Source organism: Melghirimyces thermohalophilus (assembly GCF_900102685.1).
GTDB classification, from domain to species: Bacteria; Bacillota; Bacilli; order Thermoactinomycetales; family DSM-45169; genus Melghirimyces; species Melghirimyces thermohalophilus.
The window spans coordinates 116350-136806 of the sequence record NZ_FMZA01000005.1 but is presented as its reverse complement, the minus strand read 5'-3'; the positions used below and the strand labels follow the sequence as shown (position 1 = coordinate 136806).

General features: G+C 53.8%; 19 protein-coding genes and 1 pseudogene. 7 read left to right on the top strand and 13 right to left on the bottom strand.

Annotation, left to right across the window (positions count from 1 at the left end):
* The first annotated feature begins 20 nt into the window (after window positions 1-20).
* Window positions 21-890 (top strand): sporulation protein, encoded by an 870-nt coding sequence (locus BLP91_RS05070; protein ID WP_176757824.1) that lies wholly within the window; start codon window positions 21-23, stop codon window positions 888-890.
* A gap of 576 nt (window positions 891-1466) precedes the next feature.
* Here BLP91_RS05070 and BLP91_RS05065 read toward each other — a convergent pair.
* The 7 genes from BLP91_RS05065 to BLP91_RS05035 form a co-directional block, all read right to left on the bottom strand.
* Window positions 1467-2753, bottom strand: coding sequence for a dihydrolipoamide acetyltransferase family protein (locus BLP91_RS05065; RefSeq protein WP_091567305.1), 1287 nt, complete (start codon window positions 2751-2753; stop codon window positions 1467-1469).
* Window positions 2754-2768: 15 nt separating this feature from the next.
* Window positions 2769-3746 (bottom strand): alpha-ketoacid dehydrogenase subunit beta, encoded by a 978-nt coding sequence (locus BLP91_RS05060; RefSeq protein ID WP_091567303.1) that lies wholly within the window; start codon window positions 3744-3746, stop codon window positions 2769-2771.
* A gap of 15 nt (window positions 3747-3761) precedes the next feature.
* Complete coding sequence (pdhA, locus tag BLP91_RS05055) at window positions 3762-4817, bottom strand: pyruvate dehydrogenase (acetyl-transferring) E1 component subunit alpha (protein ID WP_245662121.1); 1056 nt, start codon at window positions 4815-4817, stop codon at window positions 3762-3764.
* Between the two features lie 16 nt (window positions 4818-4833).
* The gene (locus BLP91_RS05050; RefSeq protein WP_091567302.1) at window positions 4834-6000 is read right to left on the bottom strand and encodes a Leu/Phe/Val dehydrogenase; all 1167 of its coding nucleotides are present in this window, start codon (window positions 5998-6000) and stop codon (window positions 4834-4836) included.
* A gap of 339 nt (window positions 6001-6339) precedes the next feature.
* A complete protein-coding gene (locus BLP91_RS05045) occupies window positions 6340-6588 on the bottom strand; it encodes an AbrB/MazE/SpoVT family DNA-binding domain-containing protein (protein ID WP_091567301.1) in 249 nt (82 codons plus the stop codon).
* A gap of 126 nt (window positions 6589-6714) precedes the next feature.
* A complete protein-coding gene (locus BLP91_RS05040; protein ID WP_091567299.1) occupies window positions 6715-7923 on the bottom strand; it encodes an anti-sigma factor domain-containing protein in 1209 nt (402 codons plus the stop codon).
* Window positions 7920-8684: a sigma-70 family RNA polymerase sigma factor gene (locus BLP91_RS05035; RefSeq protein WP_091567298.1), complete on the bottom strand. Its 765-nt coding sequence runs from the start codon at window positions 8682-8684 to the stop codon at window positions 7920-7922. The genes BLP91_RS05040 and BLP91_RS05035 overlap by 4 nt, the downstream gene beginning before the upstream one ends.
* A 491-nt stretch (window positions 8685-9175) precedes the next feature.
* On the opposite strand from BLP91_RS05035, the gene BLP91_RS05030 reads away from it, so the two are divergent.
* Complete coding sequence (locus tag BLP91_RS05030; RefSeq protein ID WP_245662120.1) at window positions 9176-9922, top strand: alpha/beta hydrolase; 747 nt, start codon at window positions 9176-9178, stop codon at window positions 9920-9922.
* A gap of 59 nt (window positions 9923-9981) precedes the next feature.
* Here the strand turns inward: BLP91_RS05030 and BLP91_RS05025 are convergent, their stop codons facing one another.
* From BLP91_RS05025 to BLP91_RS05015, 3 genes are all read right to left on the bottom strand, one after another.
* Window positions 9982-10632, bottom strand: a complete 651-nt coding sequence (locus BLP91_RS05025) for an HAD family hydrolase (RefSeq protein ID WP_091567297.1) — start codon at window positions 10630-10632, stop codon at window positions 9982-9984.
* A 5-nt stretch (window positions 10633-10637) separates the two neighbouring features.
* Entirely contained in the window at window positions 10638-11300 is a 663-nt protein-coding gene (locus BLP91_RS05020; RefSeq protein ID WP_091567296.1) for an AIM24 family protein, read from the bottom strand.
* A gap of 92 nt (window positions 11301-11392) precedes the next feature.
* Window positions 11393-11836, bottom strand: coding sequence for a BrxA/BrxB family bacilliredoxin (locus BLP91_RS05015; RefSeq protein WP_091567294.1), 444 nt, complete (start codon window positions 11834-11836; stop codon window positions 11393-11395).
* Window positions 11837-11944: 108 nt separating this feature from the next.
* Between BLP91_RS05015 and BLP91_RS05010 the strand changes: the two genes are divergently transcribed.
* From BLP91_RS05010 to BLP91_RS16615, 4 genes are all read left to right on the top strand, one after another.
* A complete protein-coding gene (locus tag BLP91_RS05010) occupies window positions 11945-12709 on the top strand; it encodes an arylamine N-acetyltransferase family protein (protein ID WP_091567293.1) in 765 nt (254 codons plus the stop codon).
* Window positions 12710-12776: 67 nt separating this feature from the next.
* Complete coding sequence (locus BLP91_RS05005) at window positions 12777-13076, top strand: cytochrome C oxidase subunit IV family protein (protein WP_091567292.1); 300 nt, start codon at window positions 12777-12779, stop codon at window positions 13074-13076.
* Between the two features lie 155 nt (window positions 13077-13231).
* Window positions 13232-14566, top strand: coding sequence for a helix-turn-helix domain-containing protein (locus BLP91_RS05000; protein ID WP_091567290.1), 1335 nt, complete (start codon window positions 13232-13234; stop codon window positions 14564-14566).
* Window positions 14547-14702, top strand: coding sequence for a hypothetical protein (locus BLP91_RS16615; protein WP_176757823.1), 156 nt, complete (start codon window positions 14547-14549; stop codon window positions 14700-14702). The genes BLP91_RS05000 and BLP91_RS16615 overlap by 20 nt, the downstream gene beginning before the upstream one ends.
* Before the next feature lie 67 nt (window positions 14703-14769).
* Here the strand turns inward: BLP91_RS16615 and BLP91_RS04995 are convergent.
* Window positions 14770-15295 (bottom strand): annotated as a pseudogene (locus tag BLP91_RS04995) (beta-class carbonic anhydrase).
* Window positions 15296-15487: 192 nt separating this feature from the next.
* Between BLP91_RS04995 and ptsG the strand changes: the two are divergent.
* The gene (gene ptsG, locus BLP91_RS04990; RefSeq protein WP_091567289.1) at window positions 15488-17431 is read left to right on the top strand and encodes a glucose-specific PTS transporter subunit IIBC; all 1944 of its coding nucleotides are present in this window, start codon (window positions 15488-15490) and stop codon (window positions 17429-17431) included.
* A gap of 632 nt (window positions 17432-18063) precedes the next feature.
* Here ptsG and BLP91_RS04980 read toward each other — a convergent pair.
* Window positions 18064-19377, bottom strand: a complete 1314-nt coding sequence (locus BLP91_RS04980; RefSeq protein WP_091567444.1) for a YjiH family protein — start codon at window positions 19375-19377, stop codon at window positions 18064-18066.
* Between the two features lie 69 nt (window positions 19378-19446).
* A complete protein-coding gene (locus tag BLP91_RS04975) occupies window positions 19447-20451 on the bottom strand; it encodes an agmatinase family protein (protein WP_091567286.1) in 1005 nt (334 codons plus the stop codon).
* Window positions 20452-20457 lie beyond the last annotated feature (6 nt).

Genomic DNA, 20457 nt, shown 5'->3' with positions numbered 1-20457 from the left:
TGTCCATGGGAGGAAGAGATTTGTTCAAAAACTTACTGGTCAAGATGGGCAAAGGCGGAACGACAGCCAACTTGAAGCTGGACCGATCGGAGTACCTTCCTGGCGAAACGGTACGGGGCGAATTAAAAGTTGATGGAGGACTGGTGACCCAACAGATCAACGAAATCGAGGTGGAGCTCCTCCTAGTGATTCGGGCTAATGAGAAACCTTTCCGCCATACGCTTCACAAAAGTCCGATCGGCGAACCCTTTTCCCTCCCGCCGGATACTTGGCGCACGTTCCCTTTTTCCTGCCGTCTGCCGGAAGATCTGCCCGTTTCCGGAAAAACGGTTACCTATAGCCTGGTTACTCGCCTGGACATCGAGGGGGGGATGGATCACACGAATCAAAACTACATCCGAATTCAACCCCCACCTCGGCTGCAACCTGTGCTCCGCGCTTTCTCCCAGCTCGGCTTCCGGGAAAAATACGGTTCCCGCACCTTTAACGGATATACCCAGGAATTTATGCTCTTCCCCACCCGACTGCTTCAGAGCCAGGTGAAGGAAATCCGATTTGCGGCCACAATGGAAGAGAAAGGAGTCCGACTGCTACTGGAGGTGGATGCCATCTCCTCGGCAGCAGAGAAAGAGATCCTGCGAGAGCTATATCTGGAGAATCAGCTCCTGGATCAGGAAGAGACACTAAAGAAGCACTTAGCCGATAGACTTACGGAAACAGTGGAACATCCCACTGACTGGCAACAGACGCGCCCCAGCAGACACAAACACCAATCCCTCAGCCGTGCCGGTCTCGTTGGTGGTTTTGCCGCCGGTGTCCTCGGTCCAGGGGTGTTGTCGGAGTTGGGCGAGGAAGAAAAGGCACATCCAGAAGAAGGTAGGGAGCTTTGAAAATGACCAAAAAAGGGCAAGCCGAACCGGGACCCATCCACCCCTCCGGCTCGGCTTGCTCTTTTTGATCGAGGAAAAGCCTCCCTATAGGACGATTGGATCAGACGGTATTTCAGATGGGGTACCTCCATGGACTCGATCACTCGGATATTCGCCCATTCCATAGGCTTCAAACCGGTCTGGTCAAACCATCGGGTACCCTTACGACAAGCACCAGGTGAATCTGGATTTCGTCTTTTGCAGTCATCCCGATTGGTTTTGCCGCCGGCTAGACCATGGCGATTACGTCAACTGTCCGGGCTGTTCACCCACTGATGCAGCCGTTCGCCCCCTGCCCCAGAGTAGCCCCTTCAGATCCTTCCCCGCGATAAAATCGTCTTAAGATTTAGACATATATGTCGCAATTCTCCTTACGCTCAATGTGAGCCTCATCCCGTCGATCACCCCCTGGTGCACCCCTTCGTGCCAAAGGTTGAATTGAAACAAATCTCCCAGCATGTCCAACCGGGACAGGAGAAGCAGTTCCCCCAGGTGCTGATGAATAAAGGCATTTTCGCATCTATCCCCCACTCTCTTTTAACTTAATTCCAAGAAAAGATTCCCCGGGTCAGTCAGGAAGGTGGCCAGGGTCTGGGTAAAACGAATCGCGTCGGCACCATCCAAGACCCGATGATCAAAGGAAAGGGAAACATTCATTCGCCATCCCGCTGTCAGCTGTCCATCCTCCACCACCGGCCGCTGTTCCACGGGATGGAGGGCCAGAATGGCCACTTCCGGTGGATGGATAATAGGGGTGGCAAAACGGCCGCCCAGGGAACCGGTGTTGCTGACGGTAAATGTGCTGCCCTTCATCTGCTCCGGGGCAAGGCGCCCCTCCCGAGCTAAATGGGTCAGCTCTTTCAGTTCGGCAGCAATCTGCCGGATGCTCTTCTGATCCGCTTCCCGCAACACCGGAACCAAAAGCCCCTCTGCTGTATCCACTGCCACCCCTAAGGAGACAGGGTTGAAACGACGCACTTGCTGCTTTTCTTCGTCAAAGTGGGCATTCAACTTGGGATGCCATTTTAAGGAGGCGGCGATCGCCTTGAGCAGAATGGGCAGATAGCCGATCCGAGGTTCTCTCTTGGATGCCTGAGCCTTCAGTCGGGCTTGCCACCGGGCCAACCCCTCGACATTCAACTCATCAAAGTGGGTGGCATGGGGTTTGCGCGTGACGGAAAAGAGAAGCCGTTCAGCGATTACCCGCCGGGTCCGGCTCAAGGGCTCATCTGAAAAAGCCTCTGCCTGCCCCCCGCTCTTCTCCTCGGTGCCGGAACCTGTCAGCGGCGGGGGAGACGGAACCGGCGGTTTTACCGGTTTCGGAATCAAATGGGAAGCCGAGGAGACCTCGCCTCGAGATTCGGCCAAGGCGGCAGCCACCCGCCGCACATCCTCCTTCGTCACCTGTCCCTTCGCCCCTGTTCCGGTCACCTGATGGAGATCCACCGCCAGATTTCGAGCTAACCGGCGGGTGGAAGGAGCCGCCAACACCCGTCGGCGTCGTTTCCTCTTCGCCTCCGAAAGGTTGTTCGATGGGGGACGGTCGACAGCCTCCGCCGTCGCGGCCGCTTCTGTCTTTCCGTCCTCTGATTGTCGGATTTCCAACAGCACTTCGCCCACGGGAACCGTATCCCCTTCCCGCCAACGGATCATCTCCACTTCCCCCGCCGTGGGGGAAGGAAGTTCCACCACGGCCTTATCGGTTTGAACCTCAACGACAGGTTGGTCCGCACTCACCTTTTCCCCTTCTTTCACCAGCCAGCGGATCACCTCCGCTTCCGCCACACCTTCCCCGACATCCGGCAGTTTGAATGGGATGCCCATGATGCGCCCCTCCCTTTAAAAGTTCATCACTTTTTGTACCGCCGCTCCGACTCGTTCCACACTAGGACGAAAAGCATCTTCCAATGCAAACATCGGAACAGGCACATCGTATCCGGTTACCCGTTCCACCGGCGACTCCATCCACAAAAATGCCTCTTCGTGAATGCGGGAGGCCAACTCCGCCCCCAGTCCAGCCGTCTTAGGAGCTTCATGGATGATGACGGCCCGACCGGTCTTTTTCACCGAGTCGATCACCGCCTCCATATCCAGGGGATAAAGGCTCCGGAGGTCGATCACTTCACAGGAGACGCCTTCATCAGAAGCCGCCCGTGCCGCCTGCTCCGCCACCGGGACCATCGCCCCCCAACTGATCAGGGTAACATCTTCTCCCGTACATACCTTCCGCGCCTGCCCGAAGGATACCTCATACCAACCATCGGGAACCTCCTGTCGCATCGAGCGATAGATCTTCATCGGTTCCAGGAAAATGACCGGATCGGGATCTCGGATGGCCGCCAGCAGCAGCCCCTTGGCATCATAGGGGGTGGACGGCACGACCACCTTGAGGCCCGGCGTGTGGACAAAGAGAGATTCGGTGGAATCTGAATGAAGCTCCGGAGCGCGGATCCCGCCCCCGTAAGGGGCACGTATGACGAGGGAAGCGGGGTGCTGCCCCTGGGTCCGCTGTCGCAAACGAGCCGCATGGCTGATGATTTGTTCGAAGGCGGGGTAGATAAATCCCATAAACTGAATTTCCGCCACCGGCAGCAGTCCGTTGACAGCCATCCCGATCGCCGCCCCCACAATTCCCGACTCCGCTAGAGGCGTATCGATCACCCGTTCCTCTCCAAATTTCTCCCACAGCCCTTCCGTCGCCCGGAACACTCCTCCGTTCTTACCAACATCCTCCCCCAGCACCACCACCCGGGGATCCTCCCGCAAGGCGGTATCTAAACCCGCACAAACCCCTTGGACCAATGTGATCTCAGACATATTCCCCCTCCTTTCCTAAACATCCCTTTTTTGTTTGATAAGATCCAGGGGCATTTTTTCGTACACATGGGCAAACAGGTGATCTGCGGCGGGAGCAGGAACGCTCTCGGCCTCTTTCACCGCATGTTCTACGACTTGACGGGACGCTTCTTCCCAGTCGCGGATGTCGGCATCGGTTAGTAACCCTTCCGCTTTTAACAGTACCTCCAGCCGGTGGATCGGATCCCGGTTTCGCACCCACTCTTCCACTTCTTCCGCTTCCCGGTAACGGGTGGCATCATCAGCGGTGGTGTGGGCCCCGTGCCGATAAGTGACCGCCTCGATCAAGGTGGCGCCTTCCCCCTGTTTCCCTCGGGAAACCGCCTGCTCCATCGCAATATGGACCGCCACCACATCGTTCCCATCCACTCGGATCCCCGGTATATGATATGCAGCCGCCCGTTCCGCTACCGTTGGCACGGCCGATTGACGACGAAAGGGGGTGCTGATGGCATACTGGTTGTTTTGGCAGAAAAAGATCACCGGCAACCGAAACACCCCGGCAAAATTTAACGCCTCATGGAAATCTCCCTCCGAAGTTGCCCCGTCACCAAAGTAAGCGACAGCGACAGAGGGTTCCTTTTTCATCTTGGCGGCCCAAGCCGCCCCCATCGCCTGGGGCAGTTGAGTGGCGATGGGGACATAGGGGGGCAGCACGCGGCTTCCTTCAGGGAACCGGTTGCCTTCCACCCGTCCCATCCAGTGGAGAAGGATCTGTTTCAGCGGAATACCGGCAACCATGTTTACCCCCACTTCACGATAGCTGGGAAAAATCCAGTCTTCCTTTGACAGGGCCAAGGCGCTTCCTACCTGGGCCGCCTCCTGCCCCGCCATCGGTGCATAGGTTCCAATCCGTCCCTGACGCTGCAAGAGGATAGAACGGCGGTCAAACTGACGAACCTGTACCATCCACCGATAAAAATCAAGCTTTTTCTCCCGGCTGAGCTCCTTCCACACGCATCGCCCTTCGTCGGTCAACCTCCCCTCTGGAAGTACGACCTTGAAGTCCATCTTGTCCATCGATTTGAGCAAGCTTGAACTCCCTCCTTCAGCCTCGGCGGTCCAAACCGAGGAAGATCCTTTTCAGGTCAGCGACGTGATGAAGACGTTCCAACACCAGTTGGTCTGCAGCCTGACTCGTCGGCAAACGTTGCTCCTGGGACCGCTCATAGATCCGCAGCAACATATCATAGATGCCCCGGGTTTTTTCCATCACTCGATCGGGCTGATACCCCTCAAGCTCGTCAGCCACCTGGATCAAGCCCCCGGCATTCACCAGATAATCGGGGGCATACAAGATCCCCCGTTCATGGAGGCCATCCCCGTGTCGCTCCTCCGCCAATTGATTGTTGGCCGAGCCGACGACGGCCTGACATTGTAGTTGATCGATCGTCTCATCATTGATCACTCCACCGATGGCACAGGGGGCAAAAATGTCACAAGGCACATGGTGGATGGTATCCACTTCGGCGACCTGGAGTTCGGGATAACGGGAGCGGAGATTTTCCACCCGGCTTGGGGAGACATCGGCGATGATGGGGTGTGCCCCTTCTTCCACCAGTCGTTCCACCACACGAGCCCCCACTTTTCCTATCCCTTGGATAGCGACTTTTCGTCCTTGAAGACTGTCACTTCCCCACAGATGACGGGCGGTCGCATGGAAGCCCTGCATCACGCCGAAGGCGGTGGGGATGGAGGTGTCCCCGCTCCCTCCGTGGCTTTTCGGCAATCCGACGAAGGAATTAGATTCTCGGGCCGCATGAACAAAATCCTCGGGCATCGTCCCCATATCCGTTCCGGTGAAAAAGCGACCGTTTAAACCCCCGACAAACCGCCCCAAGGCGCGAAACATCTCCGGCGCTTTTTCCTTTTCCGGGTCTCCGATCAGGACCGCTTTCCCCCCGCCATAATCGACATCAGCCAATCCGCACTTATATGTCATCCCCTTGGAAAGGCGGAGCACATCCTTCAATGCTTCATCGGTGGATGGGTATGGAACCATACGGCATCCCCCCAGCGCCGGGCCCATAGTGGTGTCGTGAATGGCAATAATCGCCTTCAACCCGGTTCCAGGGTGACGGCAGAAGATGACCTCCTCGTGACCGCCTTCTTCCATCAGTTCAAAGATGTCATCCATCCGGGAATGTCTCTCGTCATCCGACCCGGACATCACTGTCTCGGGATTCTGATGTTGGTTGCTTCCCAGTATTTTCATTGATCATCCCCGCCTTCGTAAAAGTTGAAATCCTAACAAGCGCCCGCTCGACAAATCGACGGAAAGTAGCGTAAGGGTGAGAGGGACCAAAAGCCCGACCGTGTTCCGTATCTCCATATCGCGGGAGTGGGACACCGATGTTTCCCCAGGGACCATGGTCATGATATGCGCCTGGTACACGTGGGGTTCAGAGCCTTTCCTCTTCATTAAAACGCTTACATCTTTATGTTGTTAGAAAAGTTGGTCGATTCCGCATTTTATTGTAACAAATAGCCGTTTCGATTGTCAGTAATTTGCATTACAGGGGTAAAGCAAAAAAAAAGCCCCTACGGGCCTGAATTAAACCACATGACTGCGTGTTTCCTCGAGACAACCACGGCAAACGATCTTGCCCTTAAAATAGAAGAGTTCTGCAGTGGAGTCGCAAAAGACACAGGAAGGATTAACCTTTTGCAACACAATCTGATCATCCTTGACGAAAATCTCCACTCCATCATCGGGGCTGATATTCATCGTTTCACGTAATTCCTTCGGCAACACAATCCGACCCAGGTGGTCCACTTTTCGGACAATCCCGATTCCTCTCATGGGCGGTCCCCCTCCTCAAAGACTCTTCTTCGCAAGCCTGGGGAGATGTCGGCTTGCACGACCCGGGAGGAATGACAGCAGGCTTGTCCTGAACGGGCAAACCTTTAGGGAGTCAAGGAGTTCTCGTCACCGGGGATCTGGATGCCTATTTTCAGGGGACTCTTCCTGTTCTGAAGAGTCCTCTCCGGTTTCTCCAGCTTCATCTCCGGGTTCAGAAGGCGGTTCCTCCTCCGGAGGCTGTTCCGTCTCCCCAGGTGTATCTGTTGGATCGTCGCCCCCAGCTTCTCCATCGGTGTTTTCCCCGTCATTTGGGGGGGATTCCGAATCCCCCGGGCTTGAATCCTCCGAATCGGCCGGTGGTTGTTCGTCTCCCTCCTCATCAGCAGGCGGCTGTGATGGGTTTTCCGGCTTGGCGTCGTAATCTTCCATCCACTTTGACCACTGGCCATCTGCCGGCGGGTTTTTGGGATCAAAAGAGCCTTTCAATATATCCAACAGTTGGTTGACGCTCTTCTGGTTCAGATCATCGATACTGACAGAATGTCCCTCGTGGCGGGAATACAGCCATAATGCATATTTCGTGGGGGACACCATGTGATGTTCTGCTCGTTTTTTGACTGGATCAGGCAGCGTCAGACTGACCATCTCCAGTTCCGCACCCTTCAGCTGCGGCTCTTCCGCCACATTTTCCTTGATTTTATTCAGTCTGCTTTTCATCTCTTTTTCAACTTCGGGTGTCTCTACTCCCTTGCCCGATACCTGGGAAACGATGACCCCATCTTTGGGATTGACAAGCTCCTTCTCCGTTGCGGTAATAAGCATATGGGTCACAAATTCCCCCACGTTTGCTCCTTCATAATCCAGATCATTACCCAGTTTATCAATCAGCTTTCGCCCCGCATGGTTGACGCCTCGTACGGAGATCACATCTCCGTTCCGATCGACACCCACTTCCAGACTCGAATTGATGTCCGCCCGACTGGAAGGATCAGACAAAGGTTTCCCTTCTGCTACACTTACTGCAGGGTGGGCACTGGTATTCACATCGATATAGATATAGGATTGGGCATTCAATTCTGTCGGATGCAACAGGGGGATCAGGAGCGTAAGGATCAGCATCACCATGACCACCCCCCCGGATAACCATGCATACCGCCTAGCAAATGGGAAAAAGTTTTGGAAGAAGCTGGGCTTTTTATTCTCCTCCAGCTTGAAGTGGACCTCCTCACCCAACCGGGCTTCCCTTTCCTGAGGGGAGATTTTTATAAATTCCCCGTCTGAGGTCATCACAATCCAGTGGTGCTTCCCCACTTCCATCAAAATCCCCTTGTTCACGAATCGCCACCTCCTTTCGGTTCACTCGACACACCCAGATATCCCCGAATCGTGGGTAAATCTTCCACCAGCACCACCACCAGCGCGATCAGATAATGCCGGTGACGCTTCAATGTCCGGCGATGGCAGCCGAGGCGTTCCGCAACCTCCCTTTTGATTCGCTGTTGTTTATAAAACGAATCGAACAGGTCTTTTTCCGAAACAATCTTCTGGGCGATCTTGAGCAAGTTTTCCCGGGTATCCCGGTGCTTGGGAGAAACGTTGACCAGCTTTTCCATCGTGATGCCGAACCGAGACAGATGTTCCCGGAATTCAGCCACGTCCGAGCGACGATGTTCCTCCAGTTCCCTGTCTTCATATTGTTCAAAGGATTTTTTCACCACTTCCGGGTAAGTGGATTCGTTATCCTTTGCATCGGGGTGGACCAAGGGCATCTGGTTTAAATGCCGCTTCTCGCTGCGGAAGTAATCCGTCAACCTTCTTTTCATCACCGTATACGCAAAGGAAGGGAAGGTGGATGACTGATCCCGCCGATAATTATTGATCGCCTCGTTAAAGCCCATCAATGCCACCGAAAATTCATCATCCTGGGCGGTGATATTCCGTTTGCAGATCTTGGAGGCTATTTTTTTGACGTACAGTTGATTTTCGGCGATCAGCTCATCCCGGATCCGGGACGAGGGTTCTTGTTGAGCGATCCAAACGCGTTGTTCCACGTCCATTTCTTGCAGATTGCGGTCACCATCCCCCGGACCATGCAATGCCGACACCTCTCCCTACTCTATATATTCGGAGCTTCGCACGTTTTTCTGTCCGTTTTTAGACGGTGGTTCAATTTTTCTCTTTTTTAATAAAGCCGCACTCGGCTTTAAGCCTTATGTCAAAGGTTCCACCGGGAAAATCCCGTCCAAACCTGCAGATGATGGACGGGGGTTTAGCAGAAAGGAAAAAGTCCATGTTGAAATACTCCCCTCAATAGAGAGGAGGTACAAGCCGACAGATGCGTCAATCACACCTACGCCCATATTATAAACGCCATCTTCCCATATCTAAAGATAATATCCAAAAAAGAGCCCCGTTTTTACAGGACCCTCCTTGTAGATTTATACTGATATTGGATCGGTTCAACCCTGCAACGCTCCCGGGGATACACTCGGTAAAAAAACCGCGATCACCCTTCCCTCGCAGCCGGCTCTTGATTTCCCGCAAGACAGCCGGTAAAGTTGGAGTACAAGAAAAAGGCTGGAAAGAAATGAGTGGTGTTCTTTTGGACAAGCGATACCTGAAACGAACCATCAAAAAAGCGGATGTTTCTAGCGCACATCTCAAGGAAACGCGCCCCATCCAAGTATACCTGCCCCCTGACCACGATGAAAATCGCCGCTATCCGGTGATCTACCTACAGGACGGAGACGATTATTTCAACCTGGGCCGATTGGCTACCCAGGCCAACCGACTGATCCTGGACGGCGATATCCGCCCCTTCGCGGCTGTGGCCATACCGGTGGACAAGGAGAAGCGAAACGCGGAATATGCCCCCCAGGGGGATCGTCACCAAGCGTATCTCCGCTTCTTCACTGAGGAACTGGTCCCCTTTGTGGAAGCGGAGTTTCCAGTAACCAGCAACCCAGACGACCGCGTATTGGGGGGTTCCTCCCTGGGGGGGACGGTTTCCCTGCATCTGGCCCTGGAGTATCCCGACTCATTCCGGCGCGTCCTTTCACAATCCGGTGCTTTTTTAGAACCGACCCTGGAGGCGATCGGCCGGGCGGAGCAGCTCTCCCACTTGGAGGTTTATCAGACCATCGGCAAGTCGGAAACCGCTGTGTCCACCCACATGGGCACCCTGGACCTGTTGGCGCGCAACCGGGAAGTGTATCGGGCGTTGCGGGAAAAAGAAGCTCAGGTCGACTATTCGGAACAGGAAGGCGACCATACCTGGGGCTTTTGGCAAAAAGATCTGCCCCGTGCGCTTAAAACCTTTTTCCAGGAAAAGTGATCCACGTGCGGCCTTGCCAGGCCGCACTTTTTATTGGACTTCTCTGATGGATCGAACCTTTATCCCCCTGTCTTCCTTTCCAGCCAACTCATAAGTTCTTCCGGTGACGCCACCACCTGATCCGGCATCGGATCAAAGGGGCGCGGATCTGCTCCGGGAAACCACCGGACGCCGATGGTTGCCAGTCCTCCCGCTTTGCCGGCGCGGACATCGGCGGAAGAATCACCGATGAAAACCGCTTCCTCGGGAGAGTGCCCCAGATGCTCCAGAGCCGTTTTAATTCCTTCCGGGTGCGGTTTATACCGGTTCACTTCCGAACCGGTGACCAGGGTATCGACCATCTCTTCCATACCCAAGTGAGAAAGAGAGATCTCCGCGCTTCTTCGCCCTTTCCCGGTCACCACACCCACTTGGTACCCATGAGTTTTCAGATGGCGCAACAACCGGTGGATGGCTGTCTCTAGCCGGACTTCCTCAGGGTGCAGCTCAGCGTACAAGGTATAAAACCGATGAAGGGTATACTCCAGCTGTTCAGCAGGCACCTCTCGCCGGATGATTTCCTCTTCCGGGGGACCAAAATGGTTCATAATCTCCTGGTCACTTCGCTCGCGTCCGTCTATCTCCACCCACATCTCCCGGAAGCAACGATAGATTAAGGGAAGAGTATCCGCCAAGGTCCCGTCGAAGTCAAACAGCAGCGCCCGGATCATCCCGCTTATTCCACCTTTCCGAAGGAGTGCAATTCCGCCGGTTGGATCAGCACCCGACCCTCCCCTGTAAAATGAAGCTGAAAGGTTTCTCCCGAGGATTTCCCCAACAAGGTTTTTAAGTTGATATCCGTCTTCACCTTGGGAGATACCCCAGCGGTCCAGCCGATCACCGCATTGGGATCCACCACCACCGGTGCCTCCAAGGCGATGGGTTCCCCGTGGGAACTGATCGCCACATAACCATGACCGGACAATTTACAGGTAAACATGCCTCCGGATGCGACCCCGGCCCCTCGGATCACGGAAATATCCCAATCGATGGAATCCTCAAAGGCCAACAGGTGACGCCCTTCCACCAAGAGGGTTTCCCCTTCCAGTTTTAGAATCGTCACCTCGGCTGCATCGTCGGCCAGGAATAATTCTCCTCTCCCCGTCGCTTTCATCAAGGGAAAACCTTCCCCAGTCAGCTTTTTCTTGATCCATTTCCCGACCCCGCCGGAGGTGCTTTCAAATTTGATCTGTCCTTGGTAAGCGATCATACTGCCGGCTCGACAATAGATCGTATCGGACACACGCACTTTGACCGCTTTGCCGTTCTGTTTGACAAAGGCCTCCCGGGACTGTACCTCCTCCCCTTGTTCGAGCAGACGATCCAGTGTTTCCGCCATATTTTCTCCTCCTTTAAAAAGTGCCGCCTGTGTTGTTATGTTTTCCCTACCGGGTACAACATCGGCGGCACCTACATGATAAGTGGGTCCGGTTATCCGCAATACTTGTCATAGGCTCCGGTCAGGTTGGCCGAGATTTCCTCCAAGCTGCGGTCTTCAATTTCGTGGCGAGGAATCATATGGACGACCTTTCCGTCTTTCATCAAAGCGAAGGACGGTGAAGAAGGCGGATATCCTTCAAAGTACTCTCGCGCTTTGGCCGTCGCTTCTTTATCCTGACCGGCAAAGACGGTGAATAGGTGATCGGGCTTGGTATCGTGCTCCAGCGAGTGGACAACTGCGGGACGGGCCAACCCTGCCGCACATCCGCAGACCGAATTGACAACCACCAGGGCGGTTCCTTTAGCACCTTTTCCCTCCAGAGCCTCCACCACTTCTTCCGGTGTGGTCAGCTCTTCAAAGCCGACCCGGGTCAGTTCGTCCCGCATCGGCTGAACCATCGCTTGCATTTGTTGAATATAAAAATCTTGCGCCATTGGAATCCCTCCTTTATCAATATTGTATCCCAACCAAAGATGTGAGTCCATAAACCGCTGGTGACTGGCACCCACCTTTAGTATGATAAATGGGTAGGAGGTGTTCCCATGGATGTGAAGGCGTATCTGTCACGCATCGGGTTGGGATTCGTCGGAGAACCCGACCTGGATACCCTCAGCCTCCTCATGGAACAGCATCTAATTCATGTCCCTTTTGAAAACCTGGATATTCATTGTAACCGACCTATCCGCCTGCATCCTGGGACCATATTTGACAAAATTGTTAACCAACGACGAGGCGGTTTTTGTTACGAATTGAACAGCGCCTTTGCGGCCTTACTGCGCCATCTGGGATTCACCGTCTCCCTGGTCTCTGGACGGGTTCGTTCCGCCTCGGGCGGTTTTGGTCCAGAATACGACCACATGGCGCTGATCGTTCATCTCGATGAGTCCTGGCTGGTCGATGTAGGATTTGGGGACTTTGCCCGACAGCCCCTGCCCCTCAACGGGGAACGGCGAAAAGACATCAGCGGATGGTACCGGATTCATCCTCTCCCCGATATTGAGAACGGTTACATCGTCAAAAAGAAGGGAGAATGGCGGTGGGTTCCGGAGTATCGATTCTCCACCATTCCCCGGCGACTTCGGGATTTTTCCGTCATGTGTCAACACCAGCAAACATCGCCCACCTCTGTGTTCCGGCAAAAATGGATCGTCACCCGGGCCACTCCCAGCGGGCGCATTTCCCTGTCCGAGGATCACCTGACGCTGACGGCTCACGGGAAAAAGGAAAAGATTCCGATCCACAGTACTGAGGAGAGAAACCGTCTTCTGCTAGAGCATTTTGGAATCGACCCTGGCAAAGTGTTTTAAGAATAAACCCGGACTTTTCGACACATCCTCTTATAATGAACAACTTGAACCAAAGGCGGGAATCCTCATGGTACAAACCGATCAACCGGACAATACACGCCCTCGTGAAACCCCTGCCAAGCACCTCAAGTCCTTTGGCTGGATGCTTCTGATCACCGCGATCGCCTTCGCCCTCGTCGGCACTGGCATTTTCCCGCCGTGGATCACTTTTTCCATCATAGTCTTACTGGCTTTTATCCAATTGGTGCTTCAGCTGACCACCTTCATGCACTTGGATCGGCGCAGCCAGCTCCCGATCGTTTTTATGACGGCAGGCATCGGTTTTAGCGTGATTATCGCCGTCGCCATGTTCCTGATGAGAAATTAAATTTTACCATCTTTTTACATCGCCTGTTTCTTCGGAAACAGGTTGTTTTTGGTTCAAATTTCCTGATCAGAAATTTAATATATCCAGTCACTTTATTTTATAATAGACTGATGAAAAGACCAAAATTCTATGGAATTTTACGAGAGGTGATCCCTTTGGCTCTATTAGAGATACACGAAATCGGCGAAGTAATCCGCAAAGTCAGAAAGCAGCGCGGTCTTCGATTAGAGGATCTGGCCGATGAAAACATCTCCCCTGCAACCATCAGCAACATCGAACGGGGCGTCCCTCATGTCAACATGGAAAAGACCAAATATTTGCTCGGAAAATTGGATTTAGACTTGGACAACCTTCCCCATCTGATGGTGAATGAGCGGCAGGAGTTGGAAGAGATCCAGTTTGAATTATTTAAAGTGGAGGCTCTGTTGGATATTGGCAATACGGAAGAGGCTCTAAACAAACTGGACCACCTCAACCTGGATGATAGCCATGCATTTGCCGCTGTCGCCCATTACTTGAAAGGAAAATCATTTCGGGCGAAGAAAAATTGGAAAAGGGCGGAACGCCATCTCTTTAACGCAATCCGCCTAGCCAATCTGAGCAACCAGAGCAAAGAGAATAACATTGAAGCCGCCTCTTTCAATGAGTTGAGCCTGGTCAGCTTCTCTCAGAACAACCTGATCCAGTCGTTGAAATATACGGAAAACGGGTTGGAGGCTTTTATCGACAACGGGGAGAGACCCCAATACAAACATCTTCTCAAACGGAATAAAGCGATCTGCCTGGAACGATTGGGCCGTCTGGGTGAAGCGATGCAAATCGTGCAGGAAGAATGGGACTCCCTGCACCAAATCGACCAAGTGGAGACGATTCTCAGCTTTTACTGGTTGCGCTCCGACTTGCTGCGGCGGACCGGCATGTTGGAAAACGCGATTCAATATGCCAAAGAAGGGCTGGAATTGGCCCGGCTCAACCGGAAATATCATTCCATGTTCGATCTGTGGACCGTTCTCGGCAGCGTATATATGAAATTGGAACACTGGGACCAGGCGGAGTCCAGCTTTGACATGGCTCTGAAATTGACCGGTAAATTTTCCGCCGAAGAAAAGTTTTCTACCACCTATGCCCGCCTGGGAATCTTGTATATGAAAAGAGAGCGATGGGAAAAAGCCTATGAGGTGTTGCAAAAAGCCATCGAAATCGGAGAGCGTGAAAATGCTGCTCCTCGTCTGGTTTACGCTTATCAAGCGATGGGAGACTACTATCGTAAACAATCGTTGCTTTCTGAAGCGATCCCCTATTATCAAAAAATGTTGCAAATCGCGGACAAACACGATTACCCCAAAAGCAAATACCAGGCGTTGTTCCGTCTATCCCAGTGCTATGAAAAAATCGATGAGCAGGAATTTCAGCAGTGTCTCCGAAATATGTATACAGTACAAAAAAGGGTTCAAGGGGAGGAGGAGTTGATTGAGGAAGAATTGGACTAAAGGGTTTATTTCCATTTGCCTGTTTTCCATCCTCGCGATCGGATGGCTTCTGATCCATCCATCCACCCAAGGGAATCCAACGGAAGTGACAGCGGCACAACATATACTGGAGGATGACTTGCCCGGTTCCGGTTAAAAAACATACCTTACCCACTTTTAAAATGAGACCGGCTCCCCTTTTTATAGGAAACCGGTCTCTTTTTTTATGGAATAGGGGCTTTTCCGTCGGTCCCTTTTGTGGCAACATCCAGTTTGCCGGTCTCAGGATCCATCACCAATCCGTGTACCGGAACACCAGCCGGTAACAGCGGATGCGGATGATGCCCACGCTCTGTTCCACACTTTCCTCCAGGGGGATGCCCCCTGCTTCAGAGGGTCGATAACAAAAAGGGAGCCCCCCGCTTCACCATTTTTCCACCGTCTTTTCCGGTTGGATGCTGCTCATCCCGCAGCGGTGATGACCCACCACACAGACTTCCTCCGTACCCAGTTCATAGATAGCGTCACCCGATCAAAGGGGGCTCGGACGATCGCTCCCGCATTTTTGATGATTTTAGCGTCTCCGTTCTTCAGATTTATCACCTTGGGTAACCATTCCACCAGATGGGTATCCATACAAGAGAGGACAACCTATTTTTTGTCCGGATGTTTGGAGGTTCGATAAGGTTCATAAGCTCCTGTTTCCACAAATCTGCGGTTGTGTTCCAACATCCCTTGTAACCGATTCATCGTATTCCCCCTGCGCAAAAAAAACGGCCGACCGACTAGACGAGCCCCGGAACAGGCAGACTAAAAATTATTCATTTCCACGAACCAACCTCTATCCGCAGGCTATCCCTTTTGCTATGATTAATGGTTGCAAAGAATACATGAAAGCACGGAGAAAACTCCGTACTTGATTTTATTAAGGGAGGGAATCCTTTGTTTAAACGAGCATTCGGTGTTTTGCAGCGGATCGGCCGATCGTTGATGCTACCGGTGGCCATCCTGCCAGCGGCGGGTCTGCTGCTCGGGATCGGCAATGCGATGGATATTTCGCTGATGGAGCAGGCAGGCCAGATTATCTTCAGCAACCTGGCCCTGATTTTCGCCATCGGAGTAGCGATCGGCCTCGCCGACAATGAAGGCACCGCCGGCCTGGCCGCTGTCGTCGGTTATTTGATCATGAACGCCACCATGGGGATTTTGGCGGAAGGATCCGGCGTCAAGACCGATGAAGTGCTGGGAATTAAAACCGTCGATATGGGCGTCTTCGGCGGGATCATCATCGGTCTGGTCGCCGCCCAGTTATACAATCGATTTCACGATATCAACCTGCCCCAGGTGCTGGGCTTTTTCGGCGGACGGCGCTTTATCCCGATTATCACCGCCGTCACCGCCTTCCTGTTGGGAATCGCCTTTTTCTTTATCTGGCCCCCGATCCAGTCGGGAATCGACCGCTTCTCCATTTTGATGACCCAGCAAAACACGACATTGGCCGCCTTTGTATTCGGAGTGATTGAACGTTCCCTGATCCCCTTCGGCCTCCACCATATTTTTTATGCCCCCTTCTGGTTCGAATTCGGTACCTTTGAGAACGCGGCCGGGGAGATCGTCAAAGGCGACCAGACCCGCTTCTTTGCCGGAGACCCCACCGCCGGCACCTTTTTGGGCGGGAAGTTTCCCTTCATGATGTTCGGCCTGCCCGCGGCGGCGTTAGCCATCTACCACGAAGCTCGTCCGGAGCGGAAAAAAGTGGTGGGGGGCATCATGCTCTCCGCCGCTTTGACCTCCTTTTTGACCGGGATCACGGAGCCGATCGAATTCTCTTTCCTGTTTGTAGCGCCGCTGTTGTTCGTCATTCACGCTATCTTTGCCGGCATCTCCTTTATGACGCTGGATTTGCTCAACGTGAAAGCTGGGCTCACCTTCTCCGGCGGCGTGATCGACTACATCCTCTTCTTTAAACAGGACACCAACCCGCTGTTGATCATCCCTGTCGGCCTCGCCTTCGCGGTGATCTACTACTTCGGATTCCGATTCGCCATCCGCAAATGGGACCTGAAAACTCCCGGTCGGGAAGAGGAAGAGAAGGAGGACACGTCGGAAGGCAGTTCCGCCGAGGGCGATGATCTCGCTTACGACGTCCTCGACGCCTTTGGAGGCGGCGACAACATCGAACACTTGGACGCCTGCATTTCCCGCCTGCGCATCTCGGTCAAAGATGCCGGAGAAGTGGATAAAAACCGGCTGAAGAAGCTGGGCGCCTCCGGTGTGCTGGTTTACGGCAACAACGTGCAGGCCATCTTCGGTACTCAGTCGGATACCTTGAAGGGACAAATGCGGGATATCATCCGCGGCGAAAAGCCTCGTGGATCCAAGGTAAAAACCACTGAGGGAGAACAGGCGGTCCAAACCACCGATGGCCGGGAAGAGATAGCCGCTCCTCTCTCCGGAACCATCCTTCCCCTCAGCGAAGTACCGGACCAAGTCTTCTCCGAGAAGATGATGGGGGACGGCTTCGCGATCGAGCCCAGTGATGGCACCGTCGTCTCCCCAGTGGACGGTAAGGTCGTCAACATCTTCCCCACCAAGCACGCTATCGGCCTCAAAGGGGACAACGGGATGGAGGTGCTCGTCCACATCGGCATCGACACCGTCAAGCTGGATGGAGACGGGTTTGAACTGCTGACGGAGGAGAACGCCGAAGTCAAGAAAGGACAAGCGCTCCTGAACGTGGACCTGGACAAAATAAAAGCAGCCGCTCCCTCCACCATCACCCCGGTCGTGATCACCAACCTGGCCGAGGGAGAACAAGTAACCCTGCTTAAAGAGGGTAAAGTGAAATTCGGAGAAACCGGCATCCTCTCCGTCACCACCAAATAACCATAAAGAACACCCCTTTGCTTTGAAGGGGTGTCTTTTTTATCACTGGGCACCTGTCTAAATTGATCTGGACAACTGTCCACAGGCAACCGTTTACATACATTATGATTGCAGTTTAAAAAGGGGGTGGATTCCATGTCGCCAAACCGCGACCTGTCACAACAAACGCCCGCTCTACAACAAACTTCCTTCGAAGCACCCGATCCCATTAACGATGGGATGGAGTATCAAGGATGGGAGGACTGGGATGATGCCGATGCCTCGCAATGGAGGCGTTGGGGTCGTTGGGGACGCTGGCGCCCTCGTCCCTGGTACCCCGCACCCTATCCGCCGTACCCGTGGTGGTCCTATCAACCTTATCCTCCGTGGGGGTATCCCTTTCCCTATCCGAGACCTTGGTAACACCGATGAAACTAAACCTTGTACCTATATCGATGACTGGTTTTGGGCGCTCAAAACCTGAAAAAAGGACCACCTGTTAACAGGCGGTTCTTTTTCTTGTCGTTTATCATCACCCTTCGTGCGCGCCAAATCATTGCCCTTCCCTCATTCCATCCGATTTCCGCCCCCACCGTTCACCTCCATTTCCCATAGAAGAAAGCGGACAGAAACCGGTCGCTTCGATTGATAAATTATAAAATCAGGTGGGCAAGCGGGGCGGCGATCAGCAAGGTGAGGATGGTCCGTTCCATCCAGATGATCAACAACTCACCCATGTGAACGGGAATCTCCGTAGATAGGATACAGGGAATAGAGGCGGAAAAAAATAGAATTGAAGAGACGGAGACGATACCGATCACAAATCGTGTCACTAAGGGAGCATCGGCAGTGAGCAGCGCTGGTAGAAACATTTCGGCGATCTCCACCGCCGCCGCTTTGGCCGCCAAAAGCGGTTCCGGAAGCTGCAGCAGCCAAGTAAAAGGGAAAAACAGATAGCCGATCCAATCGAAAAGCGGGGTGTACTTAGCCAGTAACAACCCGATCAGACCGACAGAAAGGATCGATGGCAGAATCTCCATCGTCATCACAAGCCCGTCTTTCAGATGGTCCCAGACATTTCGGCCGAGGGAGGGCGACTTGCCGGCCGCTGTCACCGCTTCTCGCCAGGCGGTTCTCATGAGCGAAGTGGCGGGTGCCGATTCCGGATGTCCCGCATCGCCTCCATGATAAGCATCGCTTTTTCTGCTGATCGGCGGGATTCGTACGGTAATAGCCGTCACCAGGAAGGTAATCACCAGGGTAAGCCAAAAATAGAGGTTCCAATAAGGCATCAGCCCCAGAGTTTTGGCCACCACCACCATAAAGGTAGCGGAGACGGTAGAGAATCCGGTGGCGATAATGGTGGCCTCTTTTACGGTGTATCGCCTCTCCCGGTACAGGCGGTTGGTGATCAACAACCCAATGGAGTAGCTGCCGACGAAAGAGGCGACGGCATCGATGGCGGAACGGCCGGGGGTGTGCCAGATCCGGCGCATCACGGGACGGAGAAACACCCCCACGAATTCTAACAACCCGTACCCCACCAACAAGGTGAGGAAGACGGAGCCGATAGGAACCAGTAACCCCACGGGAATCACCAGCTTGTCAAAAAGAAACGGGCCGATATCAGGAGCGAACAGCCAGCTGGGGCCCACTCCGCTAACGAGAAGAAGAGCGATGAACAAGCCGAATCCCTTGAAAACGGCAAACACCCGATCCATCCGACTCCGATTCCAACTACCGACGATCCAAGGTCGGAGTGCTCCCCCCAAAATCACGATCAGCGCATAAACAGGAAGCAGGGAAGGAAACGTCTCCCGGATCCATGTCACCATATGGTCTAAAGAAATACTGGATGTCCCTCCCACCGTCATCGGTACAAAGAACAGAAAGATACCGAGGGAACTGAATAAAACCAATTTTGCGACTTCTTTAGATAAAAATTGGGGACCGCCGCCGGTTCCCATCTGGGTGTTTGGCTTTTCCATGGTTTTGCACCTCCTGCTGAGAGCAAGGGAAAGGGGCTGGCCCTTCCCTCACCCTTTTCTCTGAACGAGACCCGTCAGAAAGGAGAGCATCACATGCACCCCCGCCTTTACGCTGGCCTCCCGCACATCCCGCAAGGGGTCGAGACAGACCAGATCCATCGCCTGGACCTTAGGATAAGTCCCCGCGATCCGGACCGCTTCAAATAGCTCTTCTGTCCTCATGCCGCCGGGAGTGGCGGCAGGGGCACCAGGGGCCAGCCCCATATCCAACACATCCATGTCCACTGTCAGATAGATGGTATCCACTTGCTGCGACAGCGCGGCGATCGCTTCCCGTATCGTAGCATCTACACCCTGTTTGCGGGCCTTTTTCAAGGTGACATACCGAATGCCGGCTTGGTCCGCGTATGTTTTGAGGGAACGAGCGTTAAAAAAGCCGTGGAGACCGATATTCCAGACATCTTCCCCGCGAAGGGTTCCGCTTTCGATCAAATTGCGAACAGGTGTTCCGTTGGTGGGGCCGTCGGCCTCCAAACTGCGCAGATCAAAGTGGGTGTCCAGCTGCAACAAGCCGATACGCTCCTCCGGATGGGCCTTTTTCCAGCCTTTGATCAACATCGCCGTGATGGAATGATCGCCCCCCATGGTAAAAGGGAGGGTATGGGGATGGTGGGTGCGCATCGCCACCATCGCTTCGGTGATGTTGCGGTGACAGACAGCGATATCGGTGACGTGCTGTTTCACATCCCCCAGATCGACCACCCTTAAAGCGTTGAGATCCACTTCTTCCTCCAGGTTGTATGTGGCAAACCCCTTCCACGCCCGCCGCAGAGCATCCGGGGTTTCACTGGCACCAGAGGCGCTGATGGAAGAACGGGACAGGGGCACGCCCAGCAGAGTGACATCCACCTCTGACCAGTCGACCGGCTCACGATCCGCCTCGGACAGCGTCTCGATCCAGTGATGGACAGAAAGATCCTCCGGCAACGGATCCGGCCGGTTCCAACGGAAGCGGGGCGGGTTCAGAAGGGGATAGGGATAACGATGTTCCACAGGGTC